This is a genomic window from Lysinibacillus sp. YS11 (assembly GCF_002896375.1).
Classification (GTDB): domain Bacteria; phylum Bacillota; class Bacilli; order Bacillales_A; family Planococcaceae; genus Lysinibacillus; species Lysinibacillus capsici.
On sequence record NZ_CP026007.1, the window covers coordinates 112,585 to 131,995 of the forward strand.

Sequence of the window (19,411 nt, forward strand, 5' to 3'; positions counted from 1 at the left end):
TCTTTTATTGTTATATATAATGAAAAGAGAAGCTTATTGCAGTAAAAAGTTTGATTAAATTGATTACATGGCTCAAAAGAGTCGCTTAATTTTTAAGGAGGAGCATTTTTTTTATGTCAATTGAAGTAGGCAGCAAGGTACAAGGTAAAGTAACAGGAATCACAAATTTTGGAGCATTCGTTGAGCTGCCAGATGGCAAAACAGGCTTAGTTCACATTAGTGAAGTTGCTGACAATTATGTAAAAGATATCAATGAGCATCTAAAAGTTGGAGATGAAGTTGAAGTAAAAGTGATGAATGTTGAAGCGGACGGAAAGATTGGTCTTTCAATCCGTAAAGCAAAGCCTCAAGCTGAAAGACCAGAGCGACCAGAGCGTCCAGCACGTCCACGTCGTGATAATCGTTCCAATGATCGCAACGAACGCCACCAGCCAAAAGAAAATTTTGAGCAAAAAATGGCACGCTTCTTAAAAGATAGTGATGAACGTCTAGCAACACTTAAACGTGCTACAGAATCAAAACGCGGAGGTCGCGGAGCTAGAAGAGGGTAGTTTGCTGACTGTTTTAATCGTAGAAAAAGTGTATGAAATAGAGTTGGGAGTGGCTTTTTAAAAAGCTACTCCCTTTTTTAATATACCTATAAAGTAGAAGAAGGTCTCTTTTTCTTTTTTGTGGGTGTTATCGTTTTTTCATCGGTAAGACCAATGGATTCTTTCTTCACAGGATGGATAACCATTTTGACAAGTAAAGAAACACCATATACACTCACAGCTAGTCCACCAAGCAATAAGATTATTTGAACAAAAAACGGTAAGTTTATTAGAATTGAAATAAGAATAATCATTGAGCCACTTCCACAAATTAAAGCAGCTTTTGTTAATGCACTCAAGGGAATTAAACCTCCTAAAAACGTTGTTTTTACTAGTATGCCATACTTTTATATTCTGTCACATAGCTTTACTTAAGCGGACGGATAGAATTTGCAAAGAAGTAGATAGATGGATAAATTAAAAATAGGTATCTCAGAATCTAGTTCTGAGATACCTATTTGAGATGACCCGTACGGGATTCGAACCCGTGTTACCGCCGTGAAAGGGCGGTGTCTTAACCACTTGACCAACGGGCCTATATGGTGGCGGCCGAGGGGATCGAACCCCCGACCTTACGGGTATGAACCGTACGCTCTAGCCAGCTGAGCTAGGCCGCCAAATTTAGAAATGGAGCGGAAGACGAGGTTCGAACTCGCGACCCCCACCTTGGCAAGGTGGTGTTCTACCACTGAACTACTTCCGCATGTCGTTTAAGCAACAAGTTAAATAATACAAGCCAATCGTGCTAGTGTCAAGTAGGTTTGAAAAAATATTTAAAGATATTTCAGGACATTTAACTATAGAAGAATATTTTAGCGGATTTTTTGTTCTTACGTAGAAATATAACCTAGAGAAGAGTTGAATCAAACCATTAATAGTACATAAAATCCCTTCAAATTAGGCTTTAAGATGAATAGTAAATAATTATTATATTGATTCAATAATTGAATTTTCCAATATTTCTATTGATCAAAAGCCTCTTACTATAGAAATTGTTGCCAGTTCTCGTATTTATGAATAGCTATTAGTCGAAATATTTATATTTTTTTCTGTCAACGTCAGACAATCTTTCCACACATAATTTTTTATAATAACCAAAAGTGCGGAAAGGGGATAATTAAAATGACAAGTATTGAATGGTATAATACAACGAATGTAGATGACCAAAAAATAGGTTTGAAAAAGAAGCAGATCCTAATAGGCTCTCTCTTTTTTTTAACCGCCTTTTTCTTAGCTCAATCTGTTGTATTTGAAGCGGCTGTACCGTTCTCAGTTCCTTTTTGGGCCATTATTCGAACAAAATATAGGGAGTATGCCAAATTCGTATTATTTGGGAGTTTAGCGGGTTGCTTTTTCCTGGGCTTTGGACAAGTCCTAATTCTCGCTTTACAAATTATCCTGTATGAATGTATTATGCGTTTTCGTTACTGGCAACTGCCCCAAAGTATTGCTGTGTCTTTAGCTGTATTACTGGTACAAATAATGTGGCAAGGGGTGATGTATCAAGGCTTACCACCAGTGCTTGTACAATTTTATGTGGGCTGTGAAGCAGCTTTAGCTCTTATTATGACATTGTTTATGCAAGTATTATTTGTTAATTCGTATGAATGGTTTACGACGCATTGGACATATGAAAAGCTAGGTTCAGGATTAGTCGTCTTTGCAGCCATGCTTACTGGAATGCAAACGGTTGTAATAAGCTATTTTTCACTCCCTATTTTTTTACTTCAGCTCTTTATCTGTTTTGGCGCATTGGTTGGAAGTGTTCCTTTAGCAACTGTCATTGGAGCAGTGCTAGGGACGCTTATTGGTGTGGCCAAGCTTTCGTTTACCGGTATGCTTTCGGTGGCTACCTTAACTGGATTATGTGCGGGTATGGGAGCGAAAGGTGGTAGATTTGGCGTTGCTATTGGTAGTATTTTACCTAGTGTCTTTTTTTTATTTTATGACGCCACATTGCCCTTGGATAGTGTTTATTTCACCTCAATTGCCATTGGTAGTATTTTATTTCTAACCATTCCAAAGAAATATTCGGATAGGGTAAGGGACAAGCTCTTTCCACAACGAGAAGAGGTTTTACTAGCCCGACAGAATTGGTTAACAGAACATGTAACGTATAAATTAGAGCACTTTCAGCATTTTGTGCAATTCATGAAGGAACTTGTGTTTGATCGCTTTATGACAGCACCAGTTGAAGCGGCAAAGGAAGTAGCACCAATGAATACTTGTTTAAGTTGTTTCCGTTATGATCATTGCTGGGGTGCGCAAAATAATGGTATGGACAAGCTGATGACAGATTGGTTTCATATGAAAGGAGTAGGCAAGGAATCAGCTATTCATCGTGTTGAAGAACAAATACGCTATAAATGTGTGAAATCCACGAAAATCTTTGAGGAATTGGATACAGAACTTTATAGAGAACGAATTAACGGGCAATATTTCCATGGTAAAAAAATGATTGCCCTTCAACTGCGAGATATGAGCAATCATTTAAATCAGTTAATTGCTGAGATGAAGGAAGATACAATTTCTTTTGTAAGTGTTGAGAAGGACATTGTTGAGCGCTTAAAGGAAGCCAATATTGAATGTTTTCAACTTGATGTCTTAAGTAATAAGCCTGGGGCAAGAAAGATTGTTTGTGCCTTAGCACCAGCACGTGTCAACTGGGAGAAAGATACGACATTAGCTGAACGTATGATTTTGCCGATTCTTTATGAAATTTTTGATGAACCTTTTGAAATTGAAAAAGTAGTAGCCTGCGAAATACCATTTCGTCATGTTCAAATTTGCTTTAGATCAGCTATTAGCTTTGAAGTAGAGTATGATATATATAGCATGTCTAAAGATGCAACACTATATTCCGGTGATTCTCATGCCCTTTTCCAATTGCATCCAGGATTATTTGCGATATTGCTGTCTGATGGTATGGGGCAAAGTAAAGAAGCACAACATGAAAGTAGAAAATTGATTCATTTAATGAGAGAGTGTCTAAATTACAATATGAATCCCGAAACTGCGATGCATACGCTCCATTATGTCATGGCATTAAAACAGCAAGATGATATGTATGCAACCCTTGATTTTGCACTTGTCGATTTACAGCATGGAGATTTGTGGTCGTGGAAAGCGGGTGGAATGTCAACCTACATTTTGCGTGGAAAAGAGGTACTGAAAGTAGAAAGTAATGCAGCACCTGTAGGATTCTTATCTATTTCAGCAGTCGAAGCTGAAAAAAGAAAACTGAAGGCAGGTGATGTTATTTTAATGCATTCAGATGGACTGTTCTCAAGTGTAGCTGATTGGGATGAACAGGAGGAAACATTTTTAGCTTTCGCACAGCAGGTAGCAAGTACAAATAAAACGATTCAAGAAAAGCTAACAACCATTATGCAATCATTCCAAGGATATTTTGAAATAGAGGATGATTGTACAGTATTAATGTTAGAGGTGACACATGTTGTACCGACATGGGCTGTCTTTAGACCAGCTCAGTATTCAATGAGTAAATCATCTTAAACTAACAACGAAAAGGGGAGGAGAAGCGTTTGTCATTTGAATTAAAGGTCAAAACATTTATAGAAGAAGAGCAATTATTACAGCAAGGCGACCATCTTCTCATCGCCGTTTCGGGTGGGGTAGACTCTATGGCTTTACTTCATTACTTTATTCAAACACAGGAGCATTGGAACATTCAGGTGGAAGCCGTACATGTTGATCATATGTTGAGAGGAGAAGCTTCTGCTGAGGATAGGGCTTTTGTTCAAAAATATTGTGACGCTAATGATGTTTACTTACATGCCAAGGAAATTCCAATACCTACAATACTGGCACAGGAAAATGGTAATACACAGTTAATATGTCGTAGGGAAAGGTATCAATTTTTCAAAGAAGTTCTGCATAAAACAAATGCTAATAAGCTTGTAACTGCACATCATGCGGATGACCAACTGGAGTCAGTATTAATGGCCCTTACAAAAAATGCAACAATGAATAGCATGCAGGGTATACGTCCTCAAAGAATTTTTGGAGGAAAATCATTAATTCGTCCGTTTTTAACGGTTACAAAGTCTGAAATAGGGGAATATTTACTTAGAAAAGGTTTAGATTATCGAGAAGATGCTAGCAATTCTAAAGATACCTATGTACGTAATCGTTTTAGACATCATGTGGTGCCTTTATTGGAGGCAGAGAATCCGCGAGTGACTGAACAGGTGACCCATTTCACAAAGCAATTGCAAGAAGACGATACCTTTTTAATGACATTGGCCCAAGATGTATTTTCCCAAATCATCATAAGAAATAATGAAAATACATATCGCATGGAAATTGAGGCATTTCAATTGGTACCACTTGCTTTACAAAGGAGGCTCATTTTAATACTATTAAACTATCTTTACAAAGATTCAAATACGATACAAAGTTATGCCTTATTGACTTCAATTTTAAAGCTTTGTGATACAACAGCAGGGTATGCTGAAATTCACTTACCTGAAGATTTTCTAGCAGTTCGCCGTTATGGAAATTTAACGATTCAGAAAAAGGAGCCGTTAGAAGGCCTAGCTTCTCCTGAGAAACAGGTTATTTCGACTGCTAATGGCTGGACAACACTGACAAATGGTGAGCGCTTACGCGTAGTCAATTTGCATGATTTATCGTCTGAATTGCTGACGGATACTGCACAACTTTTTTATTTTAACGCTAGCAAACTCCACCTACCGTTTTATGTTCGGGCACGCAGGGATGGAGATAGAATGCTGTTAAAAGGAATGGATCAGCCAAAACGCTTATCTCGCCTTTTTATAGATGAAAAGATTCCTTTAAATGAGCGAAATAGCTGGCCGTTACTGATTTCTCAATCTGATGAGGTGGTAGCGGTAATTGGTGTGCGTATGGGAATATTTTTTTCAACCACTCCGCAACCAAACGATGATACAGTGCTCATCGTAGACTAAGGTCTTTGTAAAATATTTCACCGAAATAGGGTGAAGATTTTTTGATACATCACGAGGAGGAATCGATATGTTACAAAACGACATCGAAAAAATTATGATTACAGAAGAACAATTGCAAGAAAGAATTGCAGACTTAGGCGCGCAATTAACAGAGGAATACAAAGATGCATTTCCATTAGCTGTTGGCGTACTTAAAGGGGCAATGCCATTTATGACAGACCTAATGAAACGTTTCGATTCTTTCATCGAACTTGATTTTATGGATGTGTCTAGCTATGGTAATGCTACTGTGTCATCTGGTGAAGTGAAGATTTTAAAGGATTTGAATACAAGCGTTGAGGGACGTGACGTATTAATTATCGAGGACATTATTGATAGTGGTTTAACTTTAAGCTATCTAGTAGATTTATTTAAATATCGCAAAGCAAAGTCCATTAAAATTGTTACATTACTTGATAAACCATCAGGTCGAAAAGTAAATTTATCTGCTGACTATGTTGGTTTCGAAGTGCCAGATGGCTTTGTTGTAGGATATGGCTTAGATTACGCTGAAAAATATCGTAACTTACCTTATATTGGTATTTTAAAGCCTGAGGTATATTCTTTCTAAGAACAAAAGACCAGCTATAAAAAGTAAAGGTCTCCAGCGCAAGTCACGTATTTTTAGTTATGTTTAACATAATTCAAAATCTTGACACAATGTTTAGCTATATCGAGCCCGAGGAACAGGTACAATTACGCTGGGACATATAAAGATGGCCTAAAAACTGTTGTGATAACGGCAATAAGTGAACGAAACATTTTTTAAGTAGGGCTTTTCGTTGTATGATGAAATCATGATATGTTAAGATTTTACTTATAATTTTTCTGTTTGTAATGAGGAGGCTGGAGATGAATCGAATATTTCGATATACCATATTCTATCTACTGATTTTCCTAGTGATTATCGGTATTTTTGGTACTTTCAATGGTGGAAATTCACCAACGAAAGAATTAACTTATCATGAGTTTCAAGAAGCTCTAGATAAGAAAGAAATAACAAGTGCTACAATTCAACCTGATAAATCAGTTTACGTCGTTGAAGGAACACTGAAGGGGTATGAAAAAGGGGAAAGTTTTACTACAAACATCCCTCGTGAAAACCAATCTTTAATGGACCGCATCGATGAGGCTGCTAAGGATAAAAATAGTAATATTAGTTTTTTAGCAGCACCAGAAACAAGTGGATGGATTCAATTCTTTACAGGAATTATTCCTTTCATTATCATCATTTTCTTATTCTTCTTCCTAATGAGTCAATCTCAGGGTGGCGGTAATAAAGTGATGAGCTTTGGTAAAAGCAAAGCTAAACTGTATGATGATCAAAAGAAAAAAGTGCGTTTTACAGATGTAGCAGGTGCTGATGAAGAGAAAGCAGAACTTGTTGAAGTGGTAGAATTCTTAAAAGACCACCGCAAATTCACTGAAATTGGTGCCCGTATTCCAAAGGGTATCTTACTTGTAGGTCCTCCAGGTACAGGTAAAACATTACTTGCACGAGCAGTAGCAGGTGAAGCAGGTGTTCCATTCTTCTCTATCTCAGGTTCTGACTTCGTAGAAATGTTTGTCGGTGTTGGGGCTTCTCGTGTCCGAGATCTATTTGAAAATGCTAAGAAAAATGCTCCATGTATCATCTTTATCGATGAAATTGATGCAGTAGGTCGTCAACGTGGTGCTGGTCTCGGTGGAGGCCATGATGAGCGTGAACAAACATTAAACCAGTTATTAGTTGAAATGGATGGTTTCGGTGCCAATGAAGGGATTATTATCATTGCCGCAACAAACCGCCCGGATATTTTAGATAAAGCATTATTACGTCCAGGTCGTTTTGACCGTCAAATTACAGTAGGTCATCCTGATGTAAAAGGACGTGAGGCAATTCTTAAAGTACATGCACGTAATAAGCCTTTAGCAGATACAGTTGATTTAGCAGCTGTTGCTCAACGTACGCCAGGTTTCTCAGGTGCGGATTTAGAAAATCTACTAAACGAAGCAGCGCTTGTAGCGGCTCGAAAAAGTAAGCGCACTATAAATATGGCAGATATTGATGAAGCATCAGACCGAGTAATCGCTGGTCCTGCAAAAGCCAGTCGCGTATATTCTGCGAAAGAGAAGAAACTGGTATCCTTCCATGAAGCCGGCCACGTAGTCGTTGGTCTTGAGCTAGATGAGGCTGATACAGTACACAAAGTAACAATTGTTCCTCGTGGGCAAGCGGGTGGATATGCGATTATGTTACCGAAGGAAGAGCGCTTCTTTACGACAAAGCAAGAGCTTTTAGATCGTATTGCAGGTCTTCTGGGTGGTCGTGTAGCTGAAGAAATTGTTCTTGGTGAAGTTTCTACTGGAGCACATAACGATTTCCAAAAGGTTACAAGCATTGCCCGTGCAATGGTTACTGAATACGGAATGAGTGAGAATCTTGGAGCTATGCAATTTGGTTCAAGTCAAGGTGGGAATGTATTCCTTGGCCGCGACTTTAATTCTGACCAGAACTATTCTGATTCAATAGCCTATGAAATTGATAAAGAAATGCAAAAAATAATTGATACACAATATGAGCGTACTAAGCGTATCCTTACGGAAAAACGTCACCTGCTTGATTTAATTGCCAATACACTAATGGAAAAAGAAACATTAAATGCACAAGAAATTGAGCATTTACGTGATCACGGTGTGTTACCGGAACCAGAGGCTGCAGAAAAAATTGAGGAGAACACTCCAAAGATTGAAGCAAAGCCTACATTAGATACTATTGGCGAACCAGTTGTTGAAAAAGAGCTACTAAGTAAAGAGTCAAATCCAACAACTTTGGATTTAGCAAAAGAACGTAAAGAACCGAATGATGCACCTAAGGGTATCGATGAAAAACGTGATTAAAAATAGGGAAGACTGTTTACTAGTTCAGTAAGCAGTCTTTTTCTTTGCCTTTTCTTACTAATAAGCATTAGGATAGAGTAGTAAAAAAGACAAGCTGCATGCAACTCTGCCATTTAGAGAGATGTTAGCCAAAAAAGATAGGAGTGTATATGCGTGGGAAATGTTGTATTGAATAATGGTCTTAAAATGCCTTTGGTTGGTTATGGTGTCTTTCGAGTACCCGAAGGAGATGACCTAGCTGAAGCAGTCAAAACAGCTATAGCAAAAGGCTATCGTAGTATTGATACAGCACAAGTATATCGAAACGAAGAAAGTGTTGGACGAGGAATACGAGCAGCCATTGAAGAAGGCTTGGTAACTCGTGAAGAATTATTTATCACATCAAAAGTTTGGAACGATGGACTTTCCTATGAAGAAACACTTGCGGCATATGACAGCAGTCTAGAAAAAATAGGATTAGACTATTTAGATTTATATTTAGTACATTGGCCTGGAATAGACCAAAATTATATTGAAGTTTATAAAGCACTAGAAAAGATTTATCAAGATGGTCGAGTACGTTCAATTGGTGTTAGTAATTTCCACGTACACCATTTGGAAAGCCTTTTGAAGGAAACGACTGTCGTCCCTGTTATAAATCAAATTGAATTCCATCCGCATTTAATACAGGAGGAAGTACGTGCCTACTGTAAGGATAAGGGCATACAGGTAGAGGCATGGTCTCCGTTGATGAATGGTTCTCTACTGGAAGAGGCATTGATTCAAGAGCTAGCATCTAAATATGGCAAAACGCCTGCACAGATTGTATTACGCTATGATGTGCAACATGATGTTGTCACGATTCCAAAAACGATGACACCTGCACGTATGACTGAAAACCTAGCTGTTTTTGATTTTACGTTAACTGAGCAAGAAATGACACAGGTAGATGCAATGAACGATGGACTACGTTGTGGTCCAGATCCAGAAAAATTTAATTTCAAATGATTGTAAGAGAGGCTACCATATTTAAGGGGCCTCTTTTTAAAGAAGGATGATAACATGTATAGGTATTTATCTCCACCTGTAGTAGAAGGTGATGTACTTAAGACTATCCCTCCAGTACAAACAACATCTGCTGAATCAAGATAAAAAGTATGGTATCATTTTCTAAAGTGTTTTATCCTCATTCCAGTTAGAGAGAATATTGTAATATGGGGATTGTGAAAGTTACAATGACGACATGGGAGGTGTCATTCTTGATTTTAGTTTTAGATGCAGGGAATTCCAATATTGTATTAGGTGTCTATGATGACAACGATCAATTAGCCTTCCATTGGCGTATGGTGACGGATCTTCATAAAACAGAAGATGAATATGCCATGCAAGTTCTTTCATTTTTTAATCATGCAGGCATTTCATTTGAACAAATAACAGGCATTATTATATCCTCAGTTGTGCCACCAATTATGTTTTCACTAGAGGCGATGTGCCAGAAGTATTTTCGAAAAAAGCCATTGATAGTAGGACCAGGTGTGAAAACAGGTTTAAATATTAAATACGAAAATCCTCGTGAGGTTGGGTCTGATCGCATAGTGAATGCCATAGCAGCTCTAGATTTATATAAGGCCCCTTGTATCATAGTTGATTTTGGGACAGCAACAACCTATTGTTATTTGAACGAAAAGGGCGATTACATGGGTGGAGCTATTGCGCCAGGCATCACTATTTCTACAGAGGCTCTTTATACACAGGCTGCAAGATTGCCGCGTATTGAAATCGTTCGTCCTACACATATCGTGGGGAAAACGACCGTTTCTGCCATGCAGGCGGGAATTTTTTATGGCTTTGTCGGGCAAGTTGAGGGCATTGTTAATCGTATAAAAGCACAAAGTAAAGAGGAGCCATTAGTTATTGCTACAGGTGGATTAGCAAATCTAATTGCAGGGGAGACACAAATTATAGATGTTGTAGATCCATTTTTAACGTTAAAGGGTTTATATAAGCTCTATAAACGTAACCAATAGGAAATGAGGGACATTCCATTTATGAGTGATTATTTAGTAAGAGGTTTAGGATTTAATGGACAAGTTCGTGTGTTTGCAGCACGTACAACAGCCACAGTAGGAGAAGTGCAACGCCGTCACGATACATGGCCAGTTGTATCAGCAGCTTTAGGTCGTTCAATGACAGCGGCAGTTATGATGGGAGCCATGCTAAAAGGTGAAGAGAAAATCACTATTAAAATTGAGGGCAACGGTCCAATTGGCCCAATGGTAATTGATAGTAATGCACATGGAGAAGTGCGTGGATTTGTGACAAACCCTCATGTACACTTTGATTTAAACGAGCAAGGTAAGCTAGATGTTCGAGCAGGTGTTGGAACAGAAGGTGCTCTTACAATTGTTAAAGACCTTGGTTTAAGAGATATGTTTTCAGGACAAACACCAATTGTTTCAGGCGAAATTGCTGAAGATTTTACTTATTATTTTGCTACATCTGAGCAAGTACCATCATCTGTAGGTTTAGGCGTATTAGTTAATCCAGACAACACTATTCTTGCAGCTGGCGGATTTATACTTCAATTAATGCCAGGTTGTGAGGAAGAAACGATAACTGAAATTGAGCAACACCTTGCTACAATAGAGCCTGTTTCCAAAATGATTGAAAAAGGCTTTACACCAGAGCAAATTTTAGAAGCTGTATTAGGAAATGGACATCTACAAATTTTAGATTCCATGCCAGTTGAATTTAAATGTCAATGTTCAAAAGAGCGGTTTGGTGCGGCAATTTTAGGTCTAGGAACAGCAGAGATTAGAGAAATGATTGATGAGGACGGCGGTGCAGAGGCACAATGTCACTTCTGCTTAGAGACATATAGCTTTTCTAAAGATGAGCTAGAAGGGTTTATCGATGAGCTCAACGCGTAATCGGCGACCTTCAACCAATGTAACACCAAACCAAACTCCTTTATTGCAACGTCGTTTAAAGACAAAGCCTGCTTTAGCTGTCATAGCCGTTTTGTTATTAGGAAATGTATTATGGTTCATTAGTTGGTTGATCCCTAACAAAGGTCAGGAAATTGGTAGCGACGAACAAGTCGCTGCCATTGACGGGGATGTTATCACACGCCAAGAGTGGATGATTGCTATGGAAGAACGATATGGTAAAGAAACACTCCAAAATTTAGTAAATGAAACGGTAATGGAAAAGGCCGCAAAAACATATAAAATTAAAGTTACTGATAAAGAAATTGATCTTGAATTAGCGTTAATGCGATCTGCTCAAGATAAGTATGATACAGCCATGCAAAATCTTTCGGCAGAGCAACTACGCCAAAAGATTCGATCACAGCTTATATTGGATAAGGTACTCACTAAAGATGTAGTGATAGAGGAAGAAAACGTTGAAAAGTATTATGAGGAAAATCAAGGCTTATATAATACAAAAACAAGCTATCGTACGAATTTTATTGAGGTCGATTCAAAAAAAGCTGCTGATGAGGCACTGGGTGAATTAAAAAATGGCTCTGATTTTACAGTGCTGGCACGAGAAATTTCTGTTGATAGTGCTTCAGCGAGTTTAGGAGGGGATATTGGTTTCCTTACAGAAAATCAGGAAAATGTAGACCCTGCAATTATTAATACTGTAAAATCACTAAAGGCAGATGAGGTAAGTAAAGCCTTTAAGTTAGATAATGGTCATTATGGCATTGTTCAAGTACAAGAGATATTAGAAGGACAATCCTTTACATATGACGATGTGAAAGAACATATTGAGCGAGAATTAGCTTTAGAGCAATTACCGCAATCTGTTACGCCAGAAGCATTTTGGTCGGAATTTAATGCTACTTGGTATTATGGAGAGACTAAAAAAGAAAAATAATACATGAAAAGAGTCTGCAGGTTTTGCGGGGTAAAATGAGTCTGATCAAACTTACAGGCATTCGTAGTGAATTACCCAATAAATGCAGGTTCTTTTTCTTTAGTGAGGATAAGATTTTTCCTTTTCATAGCAATGATAAATATTCTGAAAATATTAGTTTTATTTATTGACAATCGAATGGAAAAATTGATAAAATACAAAATAAGTAAAACCTATAAAAATAGTAGGGATTGGGAGTGGATTAGTAAATGAGTAGATTAGCAAACTCGGTAGCTGAATTAGTTGGTAAAACACCAATTGTAAAATTAAATCATGCAACAAGTGAAAATGAAGGTACTGTGTATGTAAAATTAGAATATTTTAATCCGGGAAGCTCGGTGAAAGACCGTCTAGCTTTAGCTATGATTGAAGCTGCGGAAAAAGACGGGACATTAAAACCTGGTGGTACGATTATTGAGCCGACATCTGGTAATACAGGTATTGGTCTTGCAATGATTGCAGCTGCTAAAGGTTATAAAGCCATTCTAGTTATGCCAGAAACTATGAGCTTAGAGCGTCGTAATTTATTACGTGCTTATGGTGCAGAGCTTGTATTAACACCTGGTCCAGCAGGTATGAAAGGTGCAATTGCTAAAGCAGAAGAACTATCTGAAGAACATGGCTACTTCCTACCACAACAATTTACAAATCCTGCGAACGCGGTAATTCACCGTTTAACAACAGGCCCAGAAATTGTAGAAGCATTTGATGGCCTGACACTCGATGCTTTTGTAGCTGGTGTCGGCACTGGTGGTACAATTACTGGTGCTGGTGCGGTCTTAAAAGAAAAGTATCCAAACATTGAAATCATTGCAGTTGAACCAAAGGATTCACCAGTTCTTTCTGGTGGTCAACCAGGGCCTCATAAAATTCAAGGAATTGGCGCTGGATTTGTACCAGCAGTTTTAGATACAGAAGTCTATTCTTCAGTATTCCCTGTTGAGAATGAGGTTGCTTTTGAAGTAGCACGTAAAGTAGCACGTGAAGAAGGAATCCTATGTGGTATTTCATCTGGTGCTGCAATCTATGCTGCAATTGAAGCGGCAAAACGTTTAGGTAAGGGTTCGAATGTCCTTGCTATTGTACCTTCTAATGGTGAACGTTATCTATCAACACCTTTATATCAATTTGAAGACTAATTCAATTTTTTTATGTAAGGGCTCCTTTATAAAGGGGCCCTTTTTTAGTGTGAAAACTAGGGCACTATGAAAATTATAAAAACATTCGCTTCTATGTAATAATCAAGTTAAGATGGAATCACATCATATGTTTAAAGGGGAAAAATAACTTGAAAACAATACTTACAAAAACATTAACGATGGATGCAGATTCATTTTTTTATAGCTATAAAAGGCAGACAGAGACGCAGCAAGCGCATGTGTTTTTAGAGAGTGGACGTGGTGGACATTTTTCAATAGCTGCGTGGAATCCATTAGCTACCGCACGATCAGTAGAGGGTGGGCTTTTCGTAAATTGGAGAAACGGCAGACAGGAAGTTTTACAAGGGGAGTCCCTCGACTTACTGGAAGAGCTTGTGGCAGAATATCAGGTTTCTTATAATGCAGAGCTACCTGTTTTTCAGGGAGGGGCTATTGGATTTGTGTCGTATGATTATGCTCGTAAAATCGAGGAGCTTCCTAATACGGCAACAGATGATTTACAAGTGCCTGATATCTATTATTATATCTTTGATTGCTGGGCCGTACATGATGTGAAAACGAATACAGTGACACTTATGAAGTTAGAAGAGAATGAGGTTAACTTGGAAGAATGGGCTAACATCTGGCAGGTTGCTGCACAGGCTGGATTAGACGCGCGCAAATTTGAGAAAACAACTGCTATAGAAGTTAAGAATGATGAAAATGAGTTGCTTGTTTCATTTGCGGGCGGCGATTTCGAGGCAGCAGTTAAAAAAATCCAAACGTATATCGCACAAGGCGATGTCTTTCAGGTGAATTTATCTGTTCGTCAGTCTAAGAAACTCAATGCAAATGCACTAGATGTCTATGAGGCACTACGAGCGTTTAATCCGTCGCCATATATGGCTTATATTGAAGCACCTGATTTTTCTGTTGTTTCTGGATCGCCAGAGTTACTAGTCAAGCGTCAAGGCAATGAGTTGTCGACGAGACCAATCGCTGGCACTCGACCAAGAGGGAAGTCGGAAGAGGAAGATTTAGCGTTGGCTCAAGAATTAATTGATAATGATAAAGAGCGTGCTGAGCATGTGATGTTAGTGGATTTAGAGCGCAATGATTTAGGACGCGTATCCACCTATGGAACAGTGGAAGTGGATGAGTTTATGGTCATTGAGCGCTATTCACATGTTATGCATATCGTTTCGAATGTGCGTGGAGAAATAGCAGAAGGTAAAACGAATGCAGATGTTATTCGTGCGATGTTCCCAGGTGGGACAATTACAGGAGCGCCAAAAATTCGCACTATGGAAATTATTGAAGAATTGGAGCCTGTACGACGTGGTTTATATACAGGCTCAATCGGCTGGCTAGGCTTTACAGGTGATATGGAGTTTAATATTGTAATCCGTACAGCGTTTGTAAAAGATGGGGTTGCGCATATTCAAGCTGGAGCAGGCATTGTCATTGACTCTGTTCCGGAAAGAGAGTATCAGGAATCTTTAAATAAAGCGAAGGCAATGTGGCAGGCAAAGGCAATGGCAGAGGAGCGAGTATTATGATTTTGATGATCGATAACTATGATTCATTTATTTATAACATCGTCCAATATTTGGGTGAATTTGGTCATGACATAGTAGTAAAACGTAATGATGTTATTACAGTAGAAGAAATAGAACAACTTTCGCCAGATATGATTGTTATTTCTCCAGGGCCATGTAGTCCAAATGAGGCGGGGGAAAGCCTGAACATTATTAAATATTTCGCGGGAAATATTCCGATTTTAGGAGTTTGTCTTGGACATCAGGCGCTTGCACAAGTGTTTGGTGGTCATGTCATACAAGCGGAACGTTTAATGCATGGGAAGACATCACCCGTGCTGCATGCTGAAGTGGGTTTGCATAAAGGCATGCCAAATCCATTCCAAGCAACTCGCTATCATTCTCTTATTGTAGAAAAGGAGACATTACCAGCGTGTCTAGAAGTAACAGCTTGGACAGAAGAAGGAGAAATTATGGGTTTACGTCATAAGGAATATCCTATTGAGGGTGTACAATATCATCCGGAATCCATTATGACAGAGCAAGGGAAACAACTTCTTCGCCAATTTATAGAAATGTATATAGAAGGAGTGAAATAGATGCAGTGCTGGATGAACGGAAACTATATGGCGGCCCAGGATCTGAGAATTTCGCCATTTGATCATGGATTTTTATATGGATTAGGATTTTTTGAAACGTTCCGAACATATGGTGGTCAGGTATTTTACTGGGAAGCACATATGGAAAGATTACAGCATGCTTTATCACAATATCACATTCATTTAAACTATCCTGAAAGTGTATTACTTGAGGCTGTGCAACAACTAAATCAACTTGCTGGCGGTCAGGATGGTTACTTCCGTTTAAATGTATCTGCGGGTGAACATAATATTGGATTACAGCCAACAGAATATAGACAACCTAATACCATCATTTTTCGCAAGGAACTTCAAGACACACCGCGTGGTACTGAAAAGTTTGCACAATGGCTTACCATACCACGCAATACACCTGAACAAGCATTTCGTGTTAAATCGCACCATTACGGCAATAACGTGCTTGGTCGCTTTGAAATGCCATCACTGGCTCAACAAGAAGGTTTCTTTTTAACAGAATCAGGCTATGTAGCTGAAGGTGTGACATCAAATATATTTTGGATAAAAAATGATATACTATATACGCCTTCTTTGGAGACAGGTATTTTACCAGGAATTATTCGTGCATGGGTTATAGAAAAGGCTAGTGCGCTAAACCTTGATGTACAGGAAGGCTTTTATACAAAAGAGGATTTACTACAAAGTACGGAATGCTTCATTACCAATTCAGTACAAGAACTTGTGCCTATTAGTAGCTTGGCGAACCAGCGATTTTTAGGCAATAAAGGACCTATTTATTCCATTTTGCATAGCGCATTTGTTCAAGAAGTGGAACGAGGATAGAAGGAGCGTTTACATGCTAGAAAAATATACGAAACCATTAACGATTAATGGTATTACATTAGACTATAGACAAGAAACATTTGTTATGGGGATTCTAAATGTTACACCGGACTCCTTCTCTGATGGAGGAAAGTATAACAATGTGGAGGCTGCAGTTACTCAAGCAAAAAAATGGTGGGTGAAGGAGCAAAAATTATCGATGTAGGTGGAGAGTCTACACGTCCTGGGTACGAACGAATTTCAGATGAAGATGAAATTGCACGCATCGTGCCTGTTATTCGAGCGTTAGCACAAGAAGTAAAGGTCATTATTTCAGTTGATACGTATAAAGCAAGTGTGGCGCGTGCCGCAATTGAAGCCGGCGCACATATCATCAATGATATTTGGGGAGCAAAGGCAGAACCAGAAATAGCTCAGGTTGCTGCAGACTTACATGTTCCAATCATTTTAATGCATAACCGTGAAAATATGGATTATGGTGTTGATTTTTGGACGACTGCAAAGGCAGATTTAGAAAAAAGTATTGCCATTGCACAGCGAGCGGGAGTTCCCGATCATCATATCATCTTAGACCCAGGTATCGGCTTTGCTAAAAATACTGCACAAAATATAGCTATGATGCAACACTTATCGGATTTAGTGGCTATGGGCTATCCCGTATTATTAGCAACATCACGTAAATCAATGATTGGTAATGTCTTAAACTTACCTGTTGAGGAGCGTCTTGAAGGGACAAGCGCCACAGTGGTTTATGGAATTGAAAAGGGTTGTCATATGATAAGAGTTCATGATGTAAAGGAAATGGCGCGGGCAACATATATGACGGATGTATTAGTGGGTAAACGTTTGTTTAAGGAGGAAGCGTGATGGATTATATTCATTTAAAGGACATGCAGTTTTATGGTTATCATGGTGTATTAGCAGCTGAAACCACTCTAGGCCAACGCTTTCGAGCAAATGTTTCGCTTGCAGTAGACATGACAAAAGCCGGTGAAACGGATGATCTTTCTTATACCGTAAATTATGCAGAGGTATATGCGTTATGTCGGGATATTGTAGAGGGTGAACCGTTTAAGCTTATTGAGGCTCTTGTTGTGAAAATAGCAAATGTGATTTTAGCAACCTATCCTGATAAAGTAAAAGGAGTTCGTGTAGAGCTTATTAAACCAGACCCACCTATTCATGGTTATTATAAAGAAGTCTCTGTTGAGGTTACGAGGGGGGATATCTAATGAAGGATGTCTATTTATCTATCGGAACAAATATGGGGGAGAGATATGAGAATCTTCAGCATGCAGTAGACCTTTTAAAAGAAAAGAAGGAACTAGAGTTGATTCGTGTTTCATCTGTTTTTGAAACAGCTGCTGTAGGTTATACGGATCAGGCCGATTTTTTGAATATAGCTGTTCATCTAAAAACAGCTATATCGTCTGTTGAGATGTTGAATATTTGCCAAGAAATCGAACGGGAATTAGGGCGTGTAAGAGAATTCCGCTGGGGCCCAAGAGTTATTGATCTTGACATTTTACTTTACAATCAAGAGAATATTGAAACGGAGAACTTAATTGTTCCTCATCCAAGAATGTACGAGCGAGCGTTCGTCCTAGTACCACTTGTAGAGATCACACCATCACCTTTCGATGAACAGCTACAACAAGCGCATGATCTGTTACAGCAAATGGATTGTGAAAAGGAAGGCGTAATCTTCTGGAACCACTTTAATGAGCCGTCAGCGGTGAATTAAGTATTTGTATAGGAATGAATTATCAGCGTATAGCATTAACGATAGATAGAGAAAATAGGTAAAGCCTATAGAGGAGGAAGAAAAACGTTGAGTCAGTCAACAGAGAAGCCATTTCAAATTGGCGATATTGTCATGGACAACCGAGTAGTATTAGCGCCAATGGCTGGGATTTGTAACTCTGCTTTCCGATTAACGGTTAAGGAGTTTGGGGCAGGTCTCGTATATGCTGAAATGATTAGTGATAAGGGCATTGTCCAAAAAAATGAAAAAACATTAGGTATGCTTTATATCGATGAACGTGAAAATCCTCTTTCACTGCAAATCTTTGGTGGAGATAAAGAAACCTTAGTGGAAGCAGCGAAATATGTGGATGAAAATACGACTGCTGATATTATTGATATCAACATGGGGTGTCCTGTTAATAAAATTATAAAATGTGAAGCGGGAGCACGTTTACTACTTGATCCTAATAAAGTATATGAGATGGTAGCGGCTGTTGTGGATGCTGTTAAAAAGCCTGTTAGCGTAAAAATGCGTATTGGTTGGGATGAAGAACATATCTTTGCGATTGAAAACGCTCAAGCTGTTGAGCGGGCAGGTGCAGCTGCAGTAGCAGTTCATGGTCGTACACGTGTACAAATGTATGAGGGTAAAGCGAACTGGGATTATATTCGTCAAGTAAAGGAAAATGTCAGCATCCCTGTGCTGGGTAACGGTGACGTGGAAACACCCCAAGATGCTAAACGTATGCTGGAAACTACAGGTGTAGATGCAGTAATGATTGGACGTGCTGCTTTAGGTAATCCATGGATGATCTATCGTACGGTTCAATACCTAGCAACTGGTGAATTAAAAGAAGAGCCAAGTGTACGAGAAAAAATGGACGTATGTTTACTACACTTTGAACGACTTCTTCAATTAAAAGGAGAAGGAATTGCAGTACGGGAAATGCGTAAGCATGCATCATGGTATTTAAAAGGAATCCGAGGTAATGGTAAGGCCCGCAATGCTATTAACCAAACAGAAACTGCGGCAGAACTTCGGGTACTATTAAATAGTCTTGTACTGGAGTATGAAGAAAGCGAATCTAAATTGATTGTTCCCGAAGTTAAAGAATTAATGATATAGTTTTTATTATGGGCGTCTCTATAATTTGATAGAGGCGCCTTTTCAGCAGCACTTTTAAT

Annotated in this window: 17 protein-coding genes, 3 tRNA genes and 1 pseudogene; 17 read left to right on the plus strand and 4 right to left on the minus strand. The window is 38.7% G+C overall.

Features of this window, described 5'->3' with window-relative positions; genetic code table 11:
* Positions 1-113 precede the first annotated feature (113 nt).
* Positions 114-551 (plus strand): S1 domain-containing RNA-binding protein, encoded by a 438-nt coding sequence (locus LBYS11_RS00540; protein ID WP_048395331.1) that lies wholly within the window; start codon positions 114-116, stop codon positions 549-551.
* Between the two features lie 86 nt (positions 552-637).
* Here LBYS11_RS00540 and LBYS11_RS00545 read toward each other — a convergent pair whose 3' ends face one another.
* From LBYS11_RS00545 to LBYS11_RS00560, 4 genes are all read right to left on the minus strand, one after another.
* Positions 638-889, minus strand: a complete 252-nt coding sequence (locus LBYS11_RS00545) for a hypothetical protein (protein ID WP_103117253.1) — start codon at positions 887-889, stop codon at positions 638-640.
* Between the two features lie 165 nt (positions 890-1,054).
* A tRNA-Glu gene (locus LBYS11_RS00550) sits at positions 1,055-1,126 on the minus strand.
* Positions 1,127-1,130: 4 nt separating this feature from the next.
* Positions 1,131-1,207, minus strand: a tRNA-Met gene (locus LBYS11_RS00555).
* A gap of 11 nt (positions 1,208-1,218) precedes the next feature.
* Positions 1,219-1,293 (minus strand) — tRNA-Gly (locus LBYS11_RS00560).
* A gap of 419 nt (positions 1,294-1,712) precedes the next feature.
* Here LBYS11_RS00560 and LBYS11_RS00565 point away from each other — a divergent pair.
* From LBYS11_RS00565 to dusB, 16 genes and pseudogenes are all read left to right on the plus strand, one after another.
* Positions 1,713-4,106, plus strand: a complete 2,394-nt coding sequence (locus LBYS11_RS00565; protein ID WP_004229149.1) for a SpoIIE family protein phosphatase — start codon at positions 1,713-1,715, stop codon at positions 4,104-4,106.
* Between the two features lie 29 nt (positions 4,107-4,135).
* Positions 4,136-5,542 (plus strand): tRNA lysidine(34) synthetase TilS, encoded by a 1,407-nt coding sequence (tilS, locus tag LBYS11_RS00570; RefSeq protein ID WP_103117254.1) that lies wholly within the window; start codon positions 4,136-4,138, stop codon positions 5,540-5,542.
* Positions 5,543-5,609: 67 nt separating this feature from the next.
* Entirely contained in the window at positions 5,610-6,152 is a 543-nt protein-coding gene (gene hpt, locus LBYS11_RS00575) for a hypoxanthine phosphoribosyltransferase (RefSeq protein WP_004229145.1), read from the plus strand.
* A 281-nt stretch (positions 6,153-6,433) separates the two neighbouring features.
* Positions 6,434-8,461 carry an ATP-dependent zinc metalloprotease FtsH gene (gene ftsH / locus LBYS11_RS00580; RefSeq protein WP_048395325.1) on the plus strand — a complete coding sequence of 676 codons (2,028 nt, stop codon included), beginning with the start codon at positions 6,434-6,436 and terminating at the stop codon, positions 8,459-8,461.
* Positions 8,462-8,614: 153 nt separating this feature from the next.
* A complete protein-coding gene (locus tag LBYS11_RS00585) occupies positions 8,615-9,448 on the plus strand; it encodes an aldo/keto reductase (protein ID WP_103117255.1) in 834 nt (277 codons plus the stop codon).
* A 251-nt stretch (positions 9,449-9,699) separates the two neighbouring features.
* Positions 9,700-10,467 carry a type III pantothenate kinase gene (locus LBYS11_RS00590; RefSeq protein ID WP_048395343.1) on the plus strand — a complete coding sequence of 256 codons (768 nt, stop codon included), beginning with the start codon at positions 9,700-9,702 and terminating at the stop codon, positions 10,465-10,467.
* A gap of 21 nt (positions 10,468-10,488) precedes the next feature.
* A complete protein-coding gene (gene hslO / locus LBYS11_RS00595) occupies positions 10,489-11,370 on the plus strand; it encodes an Hsp33 family molecular chaperone HslO (RefSeq protein WP_009373570.1) in 882 nt (293 codons plus the stop codon).
* The gene (locus LBYS11_RS00600; RefSeq protein WP_048395323.1) at positions 11,354-12,325 is read left to right on the plus strand and encodes a peptidyl-prolyl cis-trans isomerase; all 972 of its coding nucleotides are present in this window, start codon (positions 11,354-11,356) and stop codon (positions 12,323-12,325) included. The genes hslO and LBYS11_RS00600 overlap by 17 nt, the downstream gene beginning before the upstream one ends.
* Positions 12,326-12,573: 248 nt before the next feature.
* Positions 12,574-13,503 (plus strand): cysteine synthase A, encoded by a 930-nt coding sequence (gene cysK / locus LBYS11_RS00605; RefSeq protein ID WP_004229133.1) that lies wholly within the window; start codon positions 12,574-12,576, stop codon positions 13,501-13,503.
* 149 nt (positions 13,504-13,652) lie between these two features.
* A complete protein-coding gene (pabB, locus tag LBYS11_RS00610; RefSeq protein ID WP_369823949.1) occupies positions 13,653-15,062 on the plus strand; it encodes an aminodeoxychorismate synthase, component I in 1,410 nt (469 codons plus the stop codon).
* Positions 15,059-15,640 (plus strand): aminodeoxychorismate/anthranilate synthase component II, encoded by a 582-nt coding sequence (gene pabA, locus LBYS11_RS00615; protein ID WP_048395320.1) that lies wholly within the window; start codon positions 15,059-15,061, stop codon positions 15,638-15,640. The genes pabB and pabA overlap by 4 nt, the downstream gene beginning before the upstream one ends.
* Complete coding sequence (pabC, locus tag LBYS11_RS00620; RefSeq protein ID WP_103117256.1) at positions 15,641-16,480, plus strand: aminodeoxychorismate lyase; 840 nt, start codon at positions 15,641-15,643, stop codon at positions 16,478-16,480.
* A gap of 13 nt (positions 16,481-16,493) precedes the next feature.
* Positions 16,494-17,347, plus strand: a pseudogene (folP, locus tag LBYS11_RS00625) (dihydropteroate synthase).
* Positions 17,347-17,712: a dihydroneopterin aldolase gene (gene folB, locus LBYS11_RS00630; protein WP_103117257.1), complete on the plus strand. Its 366-nt coding sequence runs from the start codon at positions 17,347-17,349 to the stop codon at positions 17,710-17,712. Before folP ends, folB begins: the two are co-directional and overlap by 1 nt.
* Positions 17,712-18,224 (plus strand): 2-amino-4-hydroxy-6-hydroxymethyldihydropteridine diphosphokinase, encoded by a 513-nt coding sequence (gene folK / locus LBYS11_RS00635; protein ID WP_054548584.1) that lies wholly within the window; start codon positions 17,712-17,714, stop codon positions 18,222-18,224. The genes folB and folK overlap by 1 nt, the downstream gene beginning before the upstream one ends.
* 87 nt (positions 18,225-18,311) lie before the next feature.
* Positions 18,312-19,352: a tRNA dihydrouridine synthase DusB gene (gene dusB / locus LBYS11_RS00640; RefSeq protein WP_103117258.1), complete on the plus strand. Its 1,041-nt coding sequence runs from the start codon at positions 18,312-18,314 to the stop codon at positions 19,350-19,352.
* Positions 19,353-19,411: the final 59 nt, after the last annotated feature.